The sequence below is a fragment of the Micromonospora sp. NPDC049151 genome (assembly GCF_040648395.1).
In the GTDB taxonomy this organism is placed as follows: Bacteria; Actinomycetota; Actinomycetes; order Mycobacteriales; family Micromonosporaceae; genus Micromonospora.
This window is the reverse complement of record NZ_JBEZDP010000009.1, coordinates 72,404-88,193: the sequence shown is the minus strand read 5'-3', so window position 1 is coordinate 88,193 and position 15,790 is coordinate 72,404. Positions and strand designations below refer to the sequence as shown.

The 15,790-nt window shown below is 72.8% G+C and carries 14 protein-coding genes; 4 read left to right on the top strand and 10 right to left on the bottom strand.

Annotation, left to right across the window (positions count from 1 at the left end):
* Window position 1: 1 nt before the first annotated feature.
* The 4 genes from AB0B20_RS13125 to AB0B20_RS13110 all read right to left on the bottom strand — a co-directional run bounded on the left by AB0B20_RS13125 (window position 2) and on the right by AB0B20_RS13110 (window position 3,811).
* Window positions 2-241, bottom strand: a complete 240-nt coding sequence (locus AB0B20_RS13125; RefSeq protein ID WP_007072348.1) for an acyl carrier protein — start codon at window positions 239-241, stop codon at window positions 2-4.
* 83 nt (window positions 242-324) lie between these two features.
* Window positions 325-1,269, bottom strand: a complete 945-nt coding sequence (locus AB0B20_RS13120; protein WP_357390327.1) for a beta-ketoacyl-ACP synthase III — start codon at window positions 1,267-1,269, stop codon at window positions 325-327.
* Complete coding sequence (locus AB0B20_RS13115) at window positions 1,270-2,439, bottom strand: acyltransferase domain-containing protein (RefSeq protein WP_357390325.1); 1,170 nt, start codon at window positions 2,437-2,439, stop codon at window positions 1,270-1,272.
* Between the two features lie 97 nt (window positions 2,440-2,536).
* Window positions 2,537-3,811, bottom strand: coding sequence for a helix-turn-helix domain-containing protein (locus AB0B20_RS13110; RefSeq protein ID WP_357390323.1), 1,275 nt, complete (start codon window positions 3,809-3,811; stop codon window positions 2,537-2,539).
* A gap of 104 nt (window positions 3,812-3,915) precedes the next feature.
* Between AB0B20_RS13110 and AB0B20_RS13105 the strand changes: the two genes are divergently transcribed.
* Entirely contained in the window at window positions 3,916-4,245 is a 330-nt protein-coding gene (locus AB0B20_RS13105) for a hypothetical protein (RefSeq protein ID WP_357390321.1), read from the top strand.
* 58 nt (window positions 4,246-4,303) lie between these two features.
* On the opposite strand, the gene AB0B20_RS13100 is transcribed toward AB0B20_RS13105, so the two are convergent.
* Window positions 4,304-4,972: a hypothetical protein gene (locus AB0B20_RS13100; RefSeq protein WP_357390319.1), complete on the bottom strand. Its 669-nt coding sequence runs from the start codon at window positions 4,970-4,972 to the stop codon at window positions 4,304-4,306.
* Window positions 4,973-5,163: 191 nt separating this feature from the next.
* Between AB0B20_RS13100 and AB0B20_RS13095 the strand changes: the two genes are divergently transcribed.
* Complete coding sequence (locus tag AB0B20_RS13095; RefSeq protein ID WP_357390317.1) at window positions 5,164-5,763, top strand: copper resistance protein CopC; 600 nt, start codon at window positions 5,164-5,166, stop codon at window positions 5,761-5,763.
* A 148-nt stretch (window positions 5,764-5,911) separates the two neighbouring features.
* On the opposite strand, the gene gltX is transcribed toward AB0B20_RS13095, so the two are convergent.
* Genes gltX through AB0B20_RS13080 form a run of 3 tightly spaced genes read right to left on the bottom strand, consistent with a single transcriptional unit; the run spans window position 5,912 to window position 9,958 of the window.
* On the bottom strand, window positions 5,912-7,321 hold the full coding sequence (gene gltX / locus AB0B20_RS13090) for a glutamate--tRNA ligase (protein WP_357390315.1): 1,410 nt from the start codon (window positions 7,319-7,321) through the stop codon (window positions 5,912-5,914).
* A gap of 49 nt (window positions 7,322-7,370) precedes the next feature.
* Complete coding sequence (locus AB0B20_RS13085; protein WP_357470500.1) at window positions 7,371-8,648, bottom strand: MFS transporter; 1,278 nt, start codon at window positions 8,646-8,648, stop codon at window positions 7,371-7,373.
* Window positions 8,645-9,958, bottom strand: a complete 1,314-nt coding sequence (locus tag AB0B20_RS13080; RefSeq protein ID WP_357470660.1) for a GH1 family beta-glucosidase — start codon at window positions 9,956-9,958, stop codon at window positions 8,645-8,647. Before AB0B20_RS13080 ends, AB0B20_RS13085 begins: the two co-directional genes overlap by 4 nt.
* A 197-nt stretch (window positions 9,959-10,155) precedes the next feature.
* On the opposite strand from AB0B20_RS13080, the gene AB0B20_RS13075 reads away from it, so the two are divergent.
* Window positions 10,156-10,602: an SRPBCC family protein gene (locus AB0B20_RS13075; RefSeq protein ID WP_357390309.1), complete on the top strand. Its 447-nt coding sequence runs from the start codon at window positions 10,156-10,158 to the stop codon at window positions 10,600-10,602.
* Between the two features lie 131 nt (window positions 10,603-10,733).
* Here the strand turns inward: AB0B20_RS13075 and aceE are convergent, their stop codons facing one another.
* Window positions 10,734-13,478: a pyruvate dehydrogenase (acetyl-transferring), homodimeric type gene (aceE, locus tag AB0B20_RS13070; RefSeq protein ID WP_357390307.1), complete on the bottom strand. Its 2,745-nt coding sequence runs from the start codon at window positions 13,476-13,478 to the stop codon at window positions 10,734-10,736.
* A gap of 189 nt (window positions 13,479-13,667) precedes the next feature.
* Between aceE and AB0B20_RS13065 the strand changes: the two genes are divergently transcribed.
* The gene (locus AB0B20_RS13065) at window positions 13,668-14,072 is read left to right on the top strand and encodes a secondary thiamine-phosphate synthase enzyme YjbQ (protein WP_357390305.1); all 405 of its coding nucleotides are present in this window, start codon (window positions 13,668-13,670) and stop codon (window positions 14,070-14,072) included.
* A 40-nt stretch (window positions 14,073-14,112) separates the two neighbouring features.
* On the opposite strand, the gene AB0B20_RS13060 is transcribed toward AB0B20_RS13065, so the two are convergent.
* Window positions 14,113-15,756, bottom strand: a complete 1,644-nt coding sequence (locus AB0B20_RS13060; RefSeq protein WP_357470495.1) for an alkaline phosphatase D family protein — start codon at window positions 15,754-15,756, stop codon at window positions 14,113-14,115.
* Window positions 15,757-15,790 lie beyond the last annotated feature (34 nt).

The window sequence follows — 15,790 nt, the reverse complement described above, 5'->3', positions numbered from 1 at the left end:
GTCAGGACTGCGCCTCGATGTAGCTGACCGCGTCCCCGACGGTCTTGAGGTTCTGCACCTCGTTGTCCGGGATCTTGACGCCGAACTTCTCCTCGGCCGCCACCACGACCTCGACCATGGAGAGCGAGTCGACGTCGAGGTCGTCGGTGAAGGACTTCCCCTCGGCCACGTCGTCCGGGTTCACCCCGGCAACCTCTTCGAGGATCTCGGCGAGGCCGGCGGTGATCTCGTCACGGGTCATTACGGTTGGTTCCTCTCATCGGGGGTTACCGGTGGCCGGCGTCGCCGGCCACACGCCTCGGCGCGTTCGCGCCCGAGGGGGTCTCAGGGGCAGCGCACGACCTGACCGGCGTAGGTCAGACCGCCACCGAAGCCGAACAGCAGCACCGGGGCGCCCGAGGGCACCTCGCGCCGCTCGACCAGCTTCGACAGGGCGAGCGGGATGCTCGCCGCCGACGTGTTGCCGGACTCGACGATGTCCTTGGCGACGATCGCGTTCGGGATGTTCAGCCGCTTGGTGATGCCGTCGATGATCCGGGCGTTGGCCTGGTGCGGTACGAACGCGGCCAGCTCCGACGGGTCCACCCCGGCGCGCTCGCACGCCTGCAGCGCGAGCGGGGCCAGCGCGGTGGTGGCCCAGCGGAACACCGACTGCCCCTCCTGGGCGATGTACGGCTGCCAGCCCTCGATCCGTACCGCGTCGCTCTTCTCCGGCGCGGAACCCCAGACCACCGGCCCGATACCGGACGGCTCGTCGTCGGCGGTCGCGGTGACCACCGCCGCCCCGGCGCCGTCGGCGAAGATGATGCAGGTCGAGCGGTCGGTCCAGTCGGTGAGGTCGGAGAGCTTCTCCGCGCCGACCACGATCGCGTTACGCGCCGCGCCGGCCCGGATCGCGTGGTCCACCGTGCCCAGCGCGTACGCGAAGCCGGAGCAGGCGGTGTTGAGGTCGTACGCCGCCGGTGCGCTGATGCCCAGCTTGGCCGCGACCCGGCAGGCCACGTTGGGGCTGCGGTCCGCCGACGAGCAGGTCGCCACCACGACCAGGTCGATGTCGGCGGCGGTCAGGCCGGCGTTGGCGAGCGCCTTGCCGGCGGCGGAGGCGGCCATGTCGGCCACCGTCTCGTCGCCCGCGATCCGCCGGGTGGCGATGCCGACCCGGTCCCGGATCCACTCGTCGCTGGTGTCGACCATCTGTGCGATCTCGTCGTTCGTGACGACGCGGGAGGGCTGGTAGTGCCCCATCGCGACGATCCGGCTGCCGGCCATTTACTGCGTTCCTCCGATGCGGACGAGGGGCTGGCCCGGGGCGACCGGGTCGTCGTGGTGCGCGAGCCACTCGGTGAGCAGCCCGTTGTCGTGCGCGGTCACCTCGGCCGGCCCGTGCGGTCCGGCGACGTGGCCGAGGACCTGGCCGGCGCTCACCTCGGCGCCCTCGGCCGGCCCGGCCGACCGGTCGAGGCGGCCCGCGGCGGGGGAGACCACCACCCGGAACCACGGCGCGGGCGGGCGGGCGGCGGGGCCGGCGTGCCGGGCGATCAGCCGCCGTGCGGCGGGCAGGTCGGCCGGGGTGTTCAGGGTGACGATCTCGGGCGCGCCCTCGCCCTTGAGTTCCCGCTTGACCAGCCCGGCCAGCGTGCCGGCCGGCGGCAGTTCGATCACGCCGGTGACGCCGAGGTCGGCCAGCGTACGCATGCACAGGTCCCAGCGGACCGGGGCGGTGACCTGCCGGACCAGCCGCCGCATCGTTTCCGGGCCGTGCCCGACCGCCGCGCCGTCGAGGTTGGACAGCAGGATCCGGGCCGGGGCGGTGGCCGGGACACCGGCGGCCACCGCGGCGAGGGCGGTCTCGGCCGGTGCCATGTACGGCGTGTGGAACGCGCCCGCCACCTGGAGCCGGATGACGCGGGTCCGGGCGGGCGGCTCGGCGGCGAGCTTGTCCAGGCCGTCGAGCGGACCGGCGGCCACGATCTGACCGGCGCCGTTGCGGTTGGCCGGGTGCAGCCCGTGTGCCGTGAGCGCGGCGAGCACCTCCTCCGGGTCGCCGCCGAGCACGGCGGCCATCCCGGTCGGCTCCAGCGCGCAGGCGGCGGCCATCTCCCGGCCGCGTACGCCGGCGAGCGTCACGGCGGCCTCGGCCGGCAGCACCCCGGCCAGCGCGGCGGCGCCCAGCTCACCGACGCTGTGCCCGGCGACCAGCCCGACGTCGTGCATCGGCAGGTGCTCGGCGGCGAGCAGCGCGGCGGCGACCAGCAGCGGCTGGGTACGGGCGGTGTCCTTGATCTCGTCCGCGTCCGCCTGGGTGCCCAGGTGGATCAGATCCACCCCGGCCAGCGCCGACCACCAGCGCAGACGCGCCTCGGCGCCGGGAAGGTCGAGCCACGGCGCGAGGAAACCGGGCTTCTGCGAGCCCTGTCCAGGGGAGAGTACGGCGAGCACGTGTACGACTTTGACGGATCGCGGCGTGCCGCGCTGTAACGTACGGCACGAAACCGCACTAGAACCTTTGGAGGAAACCTACAAAGATCGTCGGATGTCATCGCCGATCGGAGGCCGTCGGCGCCACCGGGTCGAGCCGGCCCACCGTCACCGCGACCTGCAACGCGAACGCGTCGCGCGGGGCCAGCGGCGAGAAGCCGGTCACCTCGGCGATCCGCTTCAGCCGGTAGCGCACGGTGTTCGGGTGCACGAATAGAGCCCGCGCCGCGCTCTCCAGCGTGCCGCCGGCGGCGAAGAACGCGTCCAGCGTCTCCAGCAGCTCACCGCCGGAGCGGGCCAGTGCCGCGTACACGTCGTGGCGCAACCGGCGGCGGGCCTCGGTGTCCCCGGCCAGCGCGCGCTCCGGGAGCAGCTCGTCGGCGGCGACCGGGCAGGGCGCGGTCGGCCAGGCCGGCGCGGCCCGGAACCCGGCCAGCGCGGCCCGCGCCGACTCGGTGGCCTCGTCCAGGCTGGGCACCGCCGGGCCGACCACCACCGGCCCGTCCCCGAAGGCGGTACGCAGCTTCTCCGTGGCCGCCACCGGATCGGCCGCCCCGCCCAGCACGATCACCAGGCGGTCGCCGTGCACGCCGCCGATCACCTCGACGCCGATCCGCCGGGCCTGCCGGTAGACGGTGTGCAGCACGGCGGCCACCTCGCCGCCGGGGGAGCGGCCCACCGCCACCGCCACCGGCGGCGCGTCCGTCCAGCCCAGCGCGGCGGCCCGGCTGGCCAGCACGTCGGGGGAGTCACCGCGCAGCAGCGCGTCGACCAGCAGCGCCTGCAACCGGGCGTCCCAGGAGCCGCGGCTCTCGGCGGCCCGGGCGTACACCCGCGCGGCGGCGAACGCGATCTCCCGGGAGAAGCGCAGCACCGCCTCCCGCAGTGACTGCTCCTCGCCCGGCACGGCCAGGTCCGACACCTGCTCCTCGACCACGTCGATGGTCACCTTGATCAGCGCCACGGTCTGCTGGAGGCTGATCGTGCGGGCCAGCGCCTGCGGCGCGGCGGCGAAGACCTCGTCCGACACCTCCTGGGTGCGGTCGGTCGCGCCGCCGCCCTGGCGCAGCCACTGCACCAGCGAGCGCACACCGGCCTGGGCGACGAGCATGACCCACGAGCGCTGGTCGGCCGGCAACTCCCGGAACCACGGCAGCGTCTCGTCCATCCGGGCCACGCTGGCGGTGGCCAGCCCGCCCGCCGCCCGTTCGATGCGGCGCAGCGTCGCCGACGTCTCCGTTCCGCCCGGTTCGCTCACCGCCCCAGCCTGACACGGCGTGACCAGCTGTTGCACGTCGAGGTGACGGGCCCGGGGCGGCGTGACGAGCCGCACCGGTACGCGCTGACGATCTTGTTCGGCCGGGCCAGTACGGTGTCAGGGCACGGCGGGCCAGACTCCGGCCGGGCAGGCGAGGGCGACGCGTGAGGGAGGCCGGGATGGCGCAGGGGGAGGCCGAGCACGGTTGCGCCCAGGGGGAGGCCTGCCGGCGGGGCCACGACCAGCCGGCGACTGCCATGCACCAGCGCCGGCCGTGCCTGCACCACCAGGGCGAGCAGCCGGCCGGCCGGTCGCCGGAACGCGGCGACGACGAGCCGGGCGTGCCCCGGCAGCGGGCGGCGGAGCCGGTGCACCTGGCCGACGACGGACCTGCCGACCCGAGTTGCCGCAGCGAGTTGGCGGGCTGGGCGGGCGCCCACCGGCACGGCGCGGTACGCCCGCGTAACCGCACGATCCGCCGCGAGCGTCCGCCGCGCCGCTGGTGCTGACGCGGCACCGACTGGGCTGATCCGGCTCCGGCCGGGTCGGGCGAGGCCCGGTCCGGCCTCAGCGGGTGCGGCGGCGGACCAGCAGCGCGATGCCGGCCAGCCCGGCGGTGATCACCAGCACGACGCCCACGTTGAGCAGCAGCAGCCGCTGGAGTTCGCCGAGCGCGGTGTCGAGGTCCTGCACCGGGTCGAGCGCCTCCTCCGGCAGTACCCGCTCCCCGCCGCCGCCGACGCCGCCGGCGAGCGTGTCGAACTGCGCCGGCATCGGCACACCGACCGAGCGCAGCGTCTCGGGCATGTTGAGCCGCCCGAAGAACCAGCCGGCCCGGGTGCTGCTCGAATCCGGCTGCTTGCCCGGCCGGTAGATCCGCGGACCGCCCTTTGCCAGCGGGAACAGGTCGTAGGTGCGCTGCGGGCCGGCGGCGGCGAGCACCAGCACCGTGTATTTCGGACCGAGGTCCTTGGCGGCCGGGCCGCGCAGCTGACCGGTCGTGCCCAGCCACTTGACCTGGTCGATCACCAGGTTGACCTCGTTGGGGCTGACGTCGGTGCGCAGTTTCAGCGGCGCGTCGAGCCGTTCGCCGGTGATGTCCACGCCGGTCGGGGCGGCCGGCTTGGGCTTGGGCGCGGCCTGGGCCGCCGCCGTGCCGGCCAGGGCCAGCGAGCACGCCAGAGCCGCCACGCTCCCGGTCACGGCGACCAGCAGCCGTTTCACCCTTCGGATCATCGCCGCCTCCTCGCCCCGTTCGATGGCTGGCTTCCGCTGCGGGTCACACTGGACCGGTGTCCACCACAAGACTCCGCATAACGGCGCTCGGTCGCAGCAGGTGGAAGAGTATTTGGAACTATCTGCGAGCTGAGACCGACCAACGAACGGTCGATGATCATCGGCCGGATCCTACCCGGACGGAGGGAACCATGGGGGGCAGGGTCGCCCGTGTGGCGCGTACCTGGGCGGTGGTGTTGGGGGTGGTGGCGGCGTCGGCGCTGCTGCCGGCCGCGCCGGCCGCGGCGCACAACTCACTCACCGGCAGCGACCCGCGCGACGGGGCCCGGCTGGCCGCCGCACCCGAGCGGATCGAGCTGCGGTTCCTGGCCACGCCGAAGGAGGCCACCACCGAGGTCACCGTGACCGGCCCGGACAACGTGGCCGCTACCGGCGGGGCACCGGCCTTCTCCGGCAAGCGGGTGAGCGTGCCGTTCCGGCCGGGTCCGGCCGGGCTCTACGTCGTGACCTACCGTCTCGCCTCGGACGACGGGCATCCGATCAAGGGAGAGGTCCGCTTCACCCTGACCACCGGCACCCCGCCCTCGGCGAGCGCGCCGCCGACCAGCGCCGCCCCCACCGTCAGTGCGGTCCCGACCAGCGCCGCGCCGTCCCCGGCGAGCCCCACCCCGGCAGCCGCCGGGGCGGACGACGGCGGGAGTACGGGCTGGCTCTGGGCGGCCGGGGCCGTGGTGGTGCTCCTCGCGCTCGGGGGAGGGCTGCTGGTGCGCCGCCGCGCGACCCGCCGCTGAACGGCGGCGAACACTCTCGGTGAGCCAGCGCGGAGCAACGACCGCTGCGAACGGATATGCCTCTGAGTCATAAAGATGACTCAGAGGCATATCGCTCACGAGGGATACCGCTGCCCGGCCGCGACGCGCCCGGACGCGGGCCGGTGGCTCAGACCAGGCGTACGCGGGCGGCGCGCAGCCGGGTCAGCGTACGGTCGCGGCCGAGCACCTCCAGCGACTCGAACAGCGGCAGGCCGACGGTGCGCCCGGTGACCGCGACGCGTACCGGCGCCTGCGCCTTGCCGAGCTTCAGCCCGCGCTCCGCGCCGACCGCCTCCAGCGTGGCCTTCAGCGACTCGGCGTCCCAGGACTCCAGCGCCTCGAACGCGACGATCGCGGCGTCCAGCAGCTCGGCGGCGCCCTCCTTCATCGCCTTGGCCCAGGCCGCCTCGTCGATCAGCGGGTCGGCCAGGAACAGGAAGTCGACGTTCGGCACGATCTCGCTGAGCACCGCGATCCGGGTCTGGGCCAGCGGGGCAACCGCCGCGAACGCGGCCGGGTCGAACTCGTCGGGCTGCCACGGCGGCGGGGCGATGGTGTCGGTGCCGGTGAGCCACGGCCGGCACGCCTCGACGAAGTCGGCCACCGGTAGTGCCCGGATGTAGTCGCCGTTGAACGCGCGCAGCTTCTTCTCGTCGAAGAACGCCGGGGACGGGTTGACCTCGTCCAGCCGGAACTCCTCCTCGATCACCGACCAGGGCACGATCTCCCGGTCGCCCGAGGGCGCCCAGCCCAGCAGCATCAGGTAGTTGCGCATCGCGTCGGCGAGGTAGCCCTCGTCCCGGTACGCCTCCAGCGCGACCTTGTCCCGCCGCTTGGACAGCTTCTGCCGCTTCTCGTTGACGACCACCGGCACGTGTGCCCAGATCGGCGGCTTCACACCGAGCGCGTCCCACAGCAGCTGCTGCTTCGGGGTGTTCGGCAGGTGCTCCTCGGCCCGGATCACGTGGGTGATCCCCATCGACATGTCGTCGACCACGTTCGCCAGCAGGAACACCGGGGAGCCGTCGCCGCGGGCGATGACGAAGTCCTCGATCAGTTTGTTCTCGAACGTCGGCTCGCCGCGGACCAGGTCGACCACCACCGTCTCGCCCTCGTCCGGCGTACGGAAGCGCAGTGCCCGCCCCTCGCCCGGTCCCAGGTCGCGGTCGCGGCAGAAGCCGTCGTAGCCGCGCTGCTGAGGCCCGGTACGCGCCTGCACGTCCTCGCGGGTGCAGTCGCAGTAGTAGGCCCGGCCGCCCTCGTACAGCCGCTGCGCGGCGGCTCGGTGCTCACCCGCGTACGAGGACTGGAAGTACGGCCCTTCGTAGCTGCCCCGCGCGATGCCGATCCAGTCGAGCGCGGACAGGATGCCCTCGGTCCACTCGGGCCGGTTGCGTGCCGCGTCGGTGTCCTCGATGCGCAGCACGAACACCCCGCCCTGCTGCTTGGCGAAGATCCAGTTCTGCAGCGCCGAACGGGCGCCGCCGACGTGGAACATACCGGTCGGGGAAGGGGCGAAGCGTACACGTACCGTCACGCCCCCCAGCCTACGGCGGGCCGCTACGGGTTTCCGGCAGGGGGCCGGGTCAGGGCACCGACTTGATCTTCACGACCAGGGCGCTGCCGAGCAGGGTGACCGCCGCGGTGACCGCGTACAGCGTCGGGTAGCCGCCGAGGTGCACCACGATCGGCGCGGACAGCGCCGGCCCGAGCACCTGCGGCGCCGAGTTGGCGATGTTGATCACGCCGAGGTCCTTGGCCCGGTCGGTGGCGGTGGGCAGCACCTGGGTGATCAACGCGGCGTCCACCGACAGGTAGACGCCATAGCCCGCGCCGAGCAGCAGCGCCGCCACGACCGTCATCGACCAGGTCGGCGCCACCGCCAGCAGCACCGCCGCCACCGCCATGATCAGCCCGGAGGTGATCACGAAGACCTTGCGCCGGCCGGAGCGGTCGGACATGCGCCCGGCGACCACGGCGGTCAGCATCATCCCGACCGTGTAGAGCAGGATCAGCACCAGCAGTGAGCCCTCGGGGTCGGCCACCCGCACCCCGTCGGTGAGGAAGTAGAGCAGGTAGAGCGTGCCCAGCGCGTTGCCGGTCTGCACCAGGAACCGGGTGAACCAGGCCCAGGCGAAGTCGGGGTGGCGGCGCGGGCTGATCCACATCGAGGCGAACAGCGACCGCAGCCGCAGCGGCGAGCGGTGCTCCCGGGGCAGGTGGTCGTCCTGGGTCAGCAGCGCGAACGGCAGCGAGAGCAGCAGCACGGCGAGCGCGATCGCCGCGTACCCGGCCGCGTTGCCGGTGACCACCGCGGTCACCAGCACCGCGCCGAGCACCAGGCCCAGCGCCTGCGGGATGCCGACCCAGCCGGACACGCCGCCGCGCTGCGCCACCGGCACCCGGTCCGGGATCGCCGCGGTCAGGCTCGCCAGCATCGCGTTGAAGCAGACCTGCGCGGCGACCCAGGCCACCGCCACCCCGGCGATGGTGTTCTGCCGGGCCAGCAGCACCAGGGCGAGCGCGCCGATGACAGCGCCGAGCGCGGTCCAGACGTGCCGGCGGCCGAAGTGCCGGTTGGCCAGCCGCAGCGAGGTGCGGTCGGACAGCGCCCCGGCCAGCGGGTTCGCCAGCACCGCGGCGAGCGCGCCGATGCCGGTGACCACCGCCAGCATGGTCTCCTTGTCGGCCGGGGCGATCCGTTCCACCTGCTGCGGCAGCAGCACCTGGATCGGGGTGAAGAACGCCATCCAGACGCCCAGGTTGGCCGCGAAGATCAGCGCGATCCAGCCGCGCCGCACCGGCACTGTCGGCTCCGCGAGCGCCGCCGGCAGCGAGGCCGGCGTCGGGTTCACTGTGGTCATCGCCGGACCAGGTCCCGCAACCAGGTGTACGACGACTTCGGCGTCCGCCGCTGCGTGTCGAAGTCGACGTGCACCAGGCCGAACCGCTTGGTGAAGCCCTCTGCCCACTCCCAGTTGTCCAGCAGCGACCAGACGAAGTACCCGGTCACCGGCACGCCCTCGGCCATCGCCTCGCGTACCGCGCGGATGTGCCCGTCCAGGTACGCGATCCGCTCCGGGTCGTGCACCAGGCCGTCGGCGTCCGGCGCGTCGTCGTACGCGCAGCCGCTCTCGGTGACCTGGACCGGCGGCAGCGCGTCGCCGTACCGCTCGTGCAGCTGGAGGAGCAGGTCCCGCAGGCCGTCCGGGGCCACGGGCCAGTCGAACGCGGTGCGCGGGTAGCCCTCCAGCGGCACGATGTCGAACGGCAGCGGCGAGTCCGCCTCGGGCGCCCGGATGCCCGTCGGGTTGTAGTAGTTGACCCCGAGCACGTCGATCGGGGCGGCGATGACGTCCAGGTCGCCGTCGCGGATCACCGTCGGGTCCATGCCCGGCGCGTCCGGGTAGCCGCGCCCGAGCAGCGGATCGGTGAACAGGAGGTTGTGCAGCGCGTCGTACGCCGCCGCGGCGGCCCGGTCCGCGTCGGTGTCGCCGGCGACCCGCACCGGGGAGTAGTTGTTGGCGATCGCCACCGGTGACGTGGTGCGGGCGCGCAGCGCGGCGACCGCGAGACCGTGCCCGAGGAGCTGGTGGTGGGCCACCGGGAAGGCGTCGAACAGCAGCATCCGGCCGGGAGCGTGCACGCCCATGCCGTAGCCCATGCTCATGTGGATGAACGGCTCGTTGAGCGTGATCCAGAGCTTCACCCGGTCACCGAGGCGGGCCGCGGCCAGGTCGGCGTACTCGGCGAAGCGGGAGGCGGTGTCCCGGTTCAGCCAGCCACCGGCGTCCTCCAGCGGCTGCGGCAGGTCCCAGTGGAACAGCGTGGCGACCGGGTCCACCCCGGCGGCGAGCAGGCCGTCCACCAGCCGGTCGTAGAAGTCCAGCCCGGCGGCGTTTGCCGCGCCCGAGCCGGCCGGCTGGATCCGGGGCCAGGCGAGCGAGAACCGGTACGCGGACACCCCCAGCCCGGCCAGCAGCGCGGTGTCCTCGGCGTACCTGTGGAAGTGGTCGCACGCCCGGTCGCCGGTGCTGGCGTCGGCGACCCGGCCCGGCTCGTGGGCGAAGGTGTCCCAGATGGACGGACCGCGACCGTCGGCAGTGGTCGCACCCTCGATCTGGTACGCGGACGTGGAGACCCCCCAGCGGAAGCCGGCAGGGAACTCGGGCATCGCGGTCGTCAAGTCACCCTCCAGGACGTGAGGCGTGCTCGCGACTCTAGGGCTCCGCGGACCGCTGCGCCATAGGCCGAGATGACTGGGTGGCGCAAGGGAGTTCGGCGTGTCTTTTCCGAACCCGTCCGCTTAAGTCCGATTTACACATAGAGTGCCGAATATCGCGGATGTGATTTAAGTGGGGGAAAGTACTCATGATCCTCGTGGAACGCAGCGCACACGTGGCGGCGCCGGTGGAAGTGGTCTGGGACGTCGTGCAGCGCGCCGAGCAGTTGCCGGCCTGGCTGGCCGGGGTCCGCGCGGCCGAGGTCCTGTCCGGGGAGGGATTCGGGCGGCGGCAGCTGGTCCAGGCCGGACGCGGTGCCGCGCACGAGGCCGAGGTGATCGCCTTCCAGGAGCCGACGCTGATCGGCTGGCGTGAACGCGCGAAGGGCGCCGGCGCCCGGGCCGAGGCACGCACCGAGATCTACGTCCAGCTGACCCCGGACGAGGAGGACGGCGGCAGCGTCGTACGCCTGATCGTGGTGCGGTGGCCGGCCGGACCCGTCAAGGCGGCCCTGCTCCGGCTCGGCCTGCGCCGGGTCGGCGCCGACCTGGAGGACTCGCTGGCCCGGCTGACCGACCTGGCCGCCGTCGGCTGACCGAGCCCGTCCCGGCGTCGCCCGCGTTGTGACGGCCCGGCGTTCCCGCCAGGGACGCCGGGCCGTCGTCGCATCGGGGGACGAGAAGGGCCCGGCGCACCTGGCGCCGGGCCCTTCTCGTATGACGGGTACTAGCTGTCGCCGCCGGTCTCGCCGACCGGTGCGGCGTTGACGTCGTCCAGCGCGTACTTGCGAGCGGCGTCGGCCGGCACGTGCGCCGGCACCACGCCGCGCAGCGCGAGCTGGCGCAGCGTTGCCACCGCCACCGACTCGGCGTCCACGTGGAAGTGGCGGCGCAGCGCGTGCCGGGTGTCCGACATGCCGAAGCCGTCGGTGCCGAGCGAGGTGTAGTCCCCGGGTACCCAGCGGGCGATCAGGTCCGGTACCGCGCGCATCCAGTCGCTGACCGCGACCTTCGGCCCGTCGGCGTCGGCCAGCTTCCGCGCGATGTACGGCACGCGCGGCTCCTCGCCCGGGTTGAGCAGGTTGTGCTCCTCGCACTGGACCGCGTCGCGGCGCAGCTCGGTCCAGGACGTCACCGACCACACGTCGGCGGACACGCCCCAGTCCTCGGCGAGCAGCTGCTGGGCCTTGAGCGCCCACTGCATGCCGGTGCCGGAGGCGAGGATGTTCGCCTTCGGCGCGTCGTCGCCGACCTGCGGCGCGGGGGAGTAGCGGTGGATGCCCTTGACGATGCCCTCGACGTCCACGCCCTCCGGCTCGGCCGGCTGGAAGATCGGCTCGTTGTAGATGGTGAGGTAGTAGAAGATGTTCTCCTGCGCCTCGCCGTACATCCGGTGCAGGCCGTTCTCCACGATGTGCGCCAGCTCGAAGGCGAACGCCGCGTCGTAGGAGACCACCGCCGGGTTGGTGGCGGCGAGCAGCAGCGAGTGGCCGTCCTCGTGCTGGAGGCCCTCACCGTTGAGCGTGGTCCGGCCGGCGGTCGCGCCGAGCACGAAGCCCCGCGCCATCTGGTCCGCCGCCGCCCAGAACCCGTCGCCGGTGCGCTGGAAGCCGAACATCGAATAGAAGATGTACAGCGGGATCATCGGCTCGCCGTGCGTGGCGTACGCCGTGCCGGCGGCGGTGAACGAGGCCACCGACCCGGCCTCGTTGATCCCCTCGTGCAGGATCTGGCCGGTGGTCGACTCCTTGTAGGACAGGAACAGGTCCCGGTCGACGGCGGTGTAGCGCTGGCCGTGCGGCGAGTAGATCTTCTGGGTCGGGAAGAGCGAGTCCATGCCGAAGGTACGGGCCTCGTCCGGGATGATCGGCACCCAGCGCTTGCCGAACTCCTTGTCCTTCATGATGTCCTTGAGCAGGCGGACGAAGGCCATCGTGGTGGCCACCTTCTGCTTGCCCGACCCGCGCTTGACGTCGGCGAACCGCTCGCTGCCCGGGATGGCCAGCGTCTTGCGCGCGGTGCTGCGCGTGGGCAGGTAGCCGCCGAGCTGCTGACGCCGGTCCTTCAGGTAGGTGATCTCGTCCGACTTCTCGCCCGGCGTGTAGTACGGCGGGAGGTACGGGTTCTCCTCCAGAGACTTGTCCGGGATGTCCAGGTAGAGGCGGTCGCGGAAGAGCTTCAGGTCCTCCAGCGTCAGCTTCTTCATCTGGTGCGTGGCGTTGCGGCCCTCGAAGTGCGAGCCGAGCGTCCAGCCCTTGATCGTCTTGGCGAGGATCACCGTCGGCTGGCCGGTGTGCTCCATCGCCGCCTTGTAGGCCGCGTAGAGCTTGCGGTAGTCGTGGCCACCCCGCTTGAGGTTCCAGATCTCGTCGTCGGAGAGGTGCTCGACCATCTTGCGGGTCCGCGGGTCGCGGCCGAAGAAGTGCTCCCGCACGTACGCCCCGGACTCCGCCTTGTAGGTCTGGTAGTCACCGTCGGGCGTGGTGTTCATCAGGTTGACCAGCGCGCCGTCGGTGTCCGCGGCGAGCAGCGGGTCCCACTCCCGGCCCCAGACGACCTTGATGACGTTCCAGCCGGCGCCCCGGAAGAACGCCTCCAACTCCTGCATGACCTTGCCGTTGCCGCGGACCGGTCCGTCCAGGCGCTGGAGGTTGCAGTTGATCACGAAGGTGAGGTTGTCCAGCTCCTCGCGGGCGGCCACGCCGATCGCGCCGAGCGACTCGACCTCGTCCATCTCGCCGTCGCCGAGGAACGCCCAGACGTGCTGCTGGGAGGTGTCCTTGATGCCGCGGTGCTGCAGGTAGCGGTTGAACCGCGCCTGGTAGATCGCGTTCAGCGGCCCGAGGCCCATGGAGACGGTGGGGAACTCCCAGAAGTCCGGCATCAGGCGCGGGTGCGGGTACGACGGCAGCCCGCCGCCGGGGTGCGACAGCTCCTGCCGGAACCCGTCGAGCTGGTTCTCGCTGAGCCGGCCCTCCAGGAACGCCCGCGCGTACATGCCGGGGGAGGCGTGACCCTGGTAGAAGATCTGGTCACCGCCGCCGGGGTGGTTCTTGCCCCGGAAGAAGTGGTTGAAGCCCACCTCGTAGAGGGACGCCGAGCTGGCGAACGTGGAGATGTGGCCGCCGACGCCGATCTCCGGGCGCTGCGCCCGGTGCACCAGCATCGCGGCGTTCCACCTGATGTACGCCCGCAGCCGCCGCTCGACGTGCTCGTCACCCGGGAACCACGGTTCGCGCTCCGGCGGGATCGTGTTGATGTAGTCGGTGGTGGTCAGTGACGGCACCCCGACCTGCCGCTCGCGGGCCCGCTCCAGCAGGCGCAGCATGACGTACCGGGCTCGCTTTGTCCCGCGCTCGTCGATGACACCGTCGAGTGACTCGACCCATTCGCTGGTCTCTTCAGGGTCGATGTCCGGAAGCTGGCTCGGCAGACCAGCGGTGATCACCGGGCGCTTGCGTTCCGTAGCCACAGGCGTTCCCTCGGTTTCGTGTGGGATAGGTCTCTAGCGCCATCCTGCCCCCTGGTGGCGCGTGCCGTCACCTCTCCCACCCCCAGACGCGACGCTGAACACAGGTACCCGTCGGTAACTTTGCGCGATCACGGGATGCGCTATCGGCGGGCGCGGCGCGGAGTCGGACGCTGCGGCAGAATGCGCCCTATGCGCAGTGAGGTGATCACCGTCCGGACCGGCTCCCGGCCGGCCGTCCGGGACATCACGAGCGAGGCCGAGCGGTTCGTGTCCGGGGCCGGCGACGGCCTGCTGCACGTCTTCGTCCCGCACGCCACCGCCGGGCTGGCGATCATCGAGACCGGCGCCGGGTCCGACGACGACCTGCTGCGGGCGCTCGACGACCTGCTCCCCACCGACGACAGGTGGCGGCACCGGCACGGCTCGCCCGGGCACGGCCGCGACCACGTGCTGCCGGCGTTCGTGCCGCCGTACGCGACGCTGCCGGTGCTCGGCGGGCGCCTCCAGCTCGGCACCTGGCAGTCGATCTGCCTGGTCGACACCAACGGCGACAACCCCGACCGTCAGGTGCGCTTCTCGTTCCTGGCCGGCTGACGGCCGGGCCGGGCGCGACGCGCCCGGCCCGGCCGCGCCGTCACGGGCGGACCGTCTCCGTCTCCACCGTCTGCCGGCCCTGGTCGACGCCGGGGGCGGCGGTGCGTGCCGCGGCCGGCGGGCGGTCGTACGTCAGGTTCAACCCGGGCACCCGGTCCTCGATCACGAACCGGGCCCGGGTGTACGCGGGCGCGTCCGGCCGGCTCACGTACGGCAACACGTCGAAGTCCGCTGTCAGCTCGGTCGGGGTGATCGTGGTCCGGACGTATCCCCGCAGGTTGTTCTGGAAGCGCAGGTGCGGGTTGAACGCCAGCCACGGGTGCGAGCCGGTGGGCGAGTCCGCGCCGTCACCGGTCGAGGTGATCGACGAGCAGACCAGCTCGCTGCCGACCGTCCGCGAGGTCGGGTCGGCGTAGTCCAGCTTCAGGTCGCTGGCCCAGTGCGCGTGCACGTCGCCGGTGAGCACCACCGGGTTGCGCACCCCGGCCGCCAGCCAGCCCCTGGTGATCCGGTCCCGGGAGGCGACGTACCCGTCCCAGGCGTCCATGCTCGTCACCGTCAGCGGGCCCGAGTTGTTGTCCCGCTGGGCGAAGAAGACCTGCTGGCCGAGCAGGTCCCAGCGCGCCTCGGAGCGGCGGAAGCCGTCCAGCAGCCACGCCTCCTGGGCGGCGCCGGTGATCGAGCGGGCCGGGTCGGACGCCGCGTCGCAGCTCTTGTAGCCGTCGCCGCACGCCTGGTCGTCCCGGTACTGCCGGGTGTCGAGCATGTGGAAGGTGGCCAGCCGGCCCCAGCGCACCCGCCGGTAGAGCCGCATGTCGATGCCGCGCGGGATCGAGGTGCGGCGCAGCGGCATGTTCTCGTAGTACGCCTGGAAGGCCGCCGCCCGCCGGGCGAGGAAGTCCGGGTCGGGCGCCTCGGGCACCTCGTCGGCCCAGTTGTTCTCCACCTCGTGGTCGTCGAAGACCACCACCCAGGGCGCGACAGCGTGCGCCGCCTGCAGGTCGGTGTCGGTCTTGTACTGGGCGTGCCGCTGCCGGTAGTTGGCCAGCGTGCGGGTCTCCGGCCCCTCGTGGTCGCGCGGGTTGCCGCCGGGCACGTTGTACGTGTCCGGCGCGTACTCGTACTGGTAGTCGCCGAGGTGCAGGATCAGTTCCGGCTCGGTCTCGGCGAGGCGCCGGTACGCGGTGAAGTAGCCGTGCTCGTACTGCGAGCAGGAGGCGAAGCCCATCGCCAGGGCGGACGGCATCAGCCACGGCGCCGGGGCGGTGCGGGTCCGCCCGGCCGGGGACAGCCAGCGCTCGGCGCGGAACCGGTAGAAGTACTCCCGTCCGGGCAGCAGGCCGCCCAGTTCGACGTGCACGCTGTGCGCCGACTCCGGCCGCGCCAGGGCCACGCCGCGGCGCACCACGTGCCGGAAGCGCTCGTCGGCGGCCACCTCCCAGGCCACCGGCACGACCCGCGACGGCATCCCGCCCAGGCCGTCCTCGGCCAGCGGCTCCGGCGCCAGCCGGGTCCAGAGGACGAAGCCGTCGTGGTCCGGGTCGCCGGAGGCCACGCCGAGCGTGAACGGGTCGCGTCGCAGCGGGCCCGGCGACGCGGCGGCCGCGAGCGGCAGGCCGGCTGCCGCGCCGGCGGCGCCGAGCGCCGCGCCGCTGAGCAAAATGGTACGTCGGGACAGAGCCACGTTTTCCTCCCCGGAGTCCGGTTCGTCGACTCCG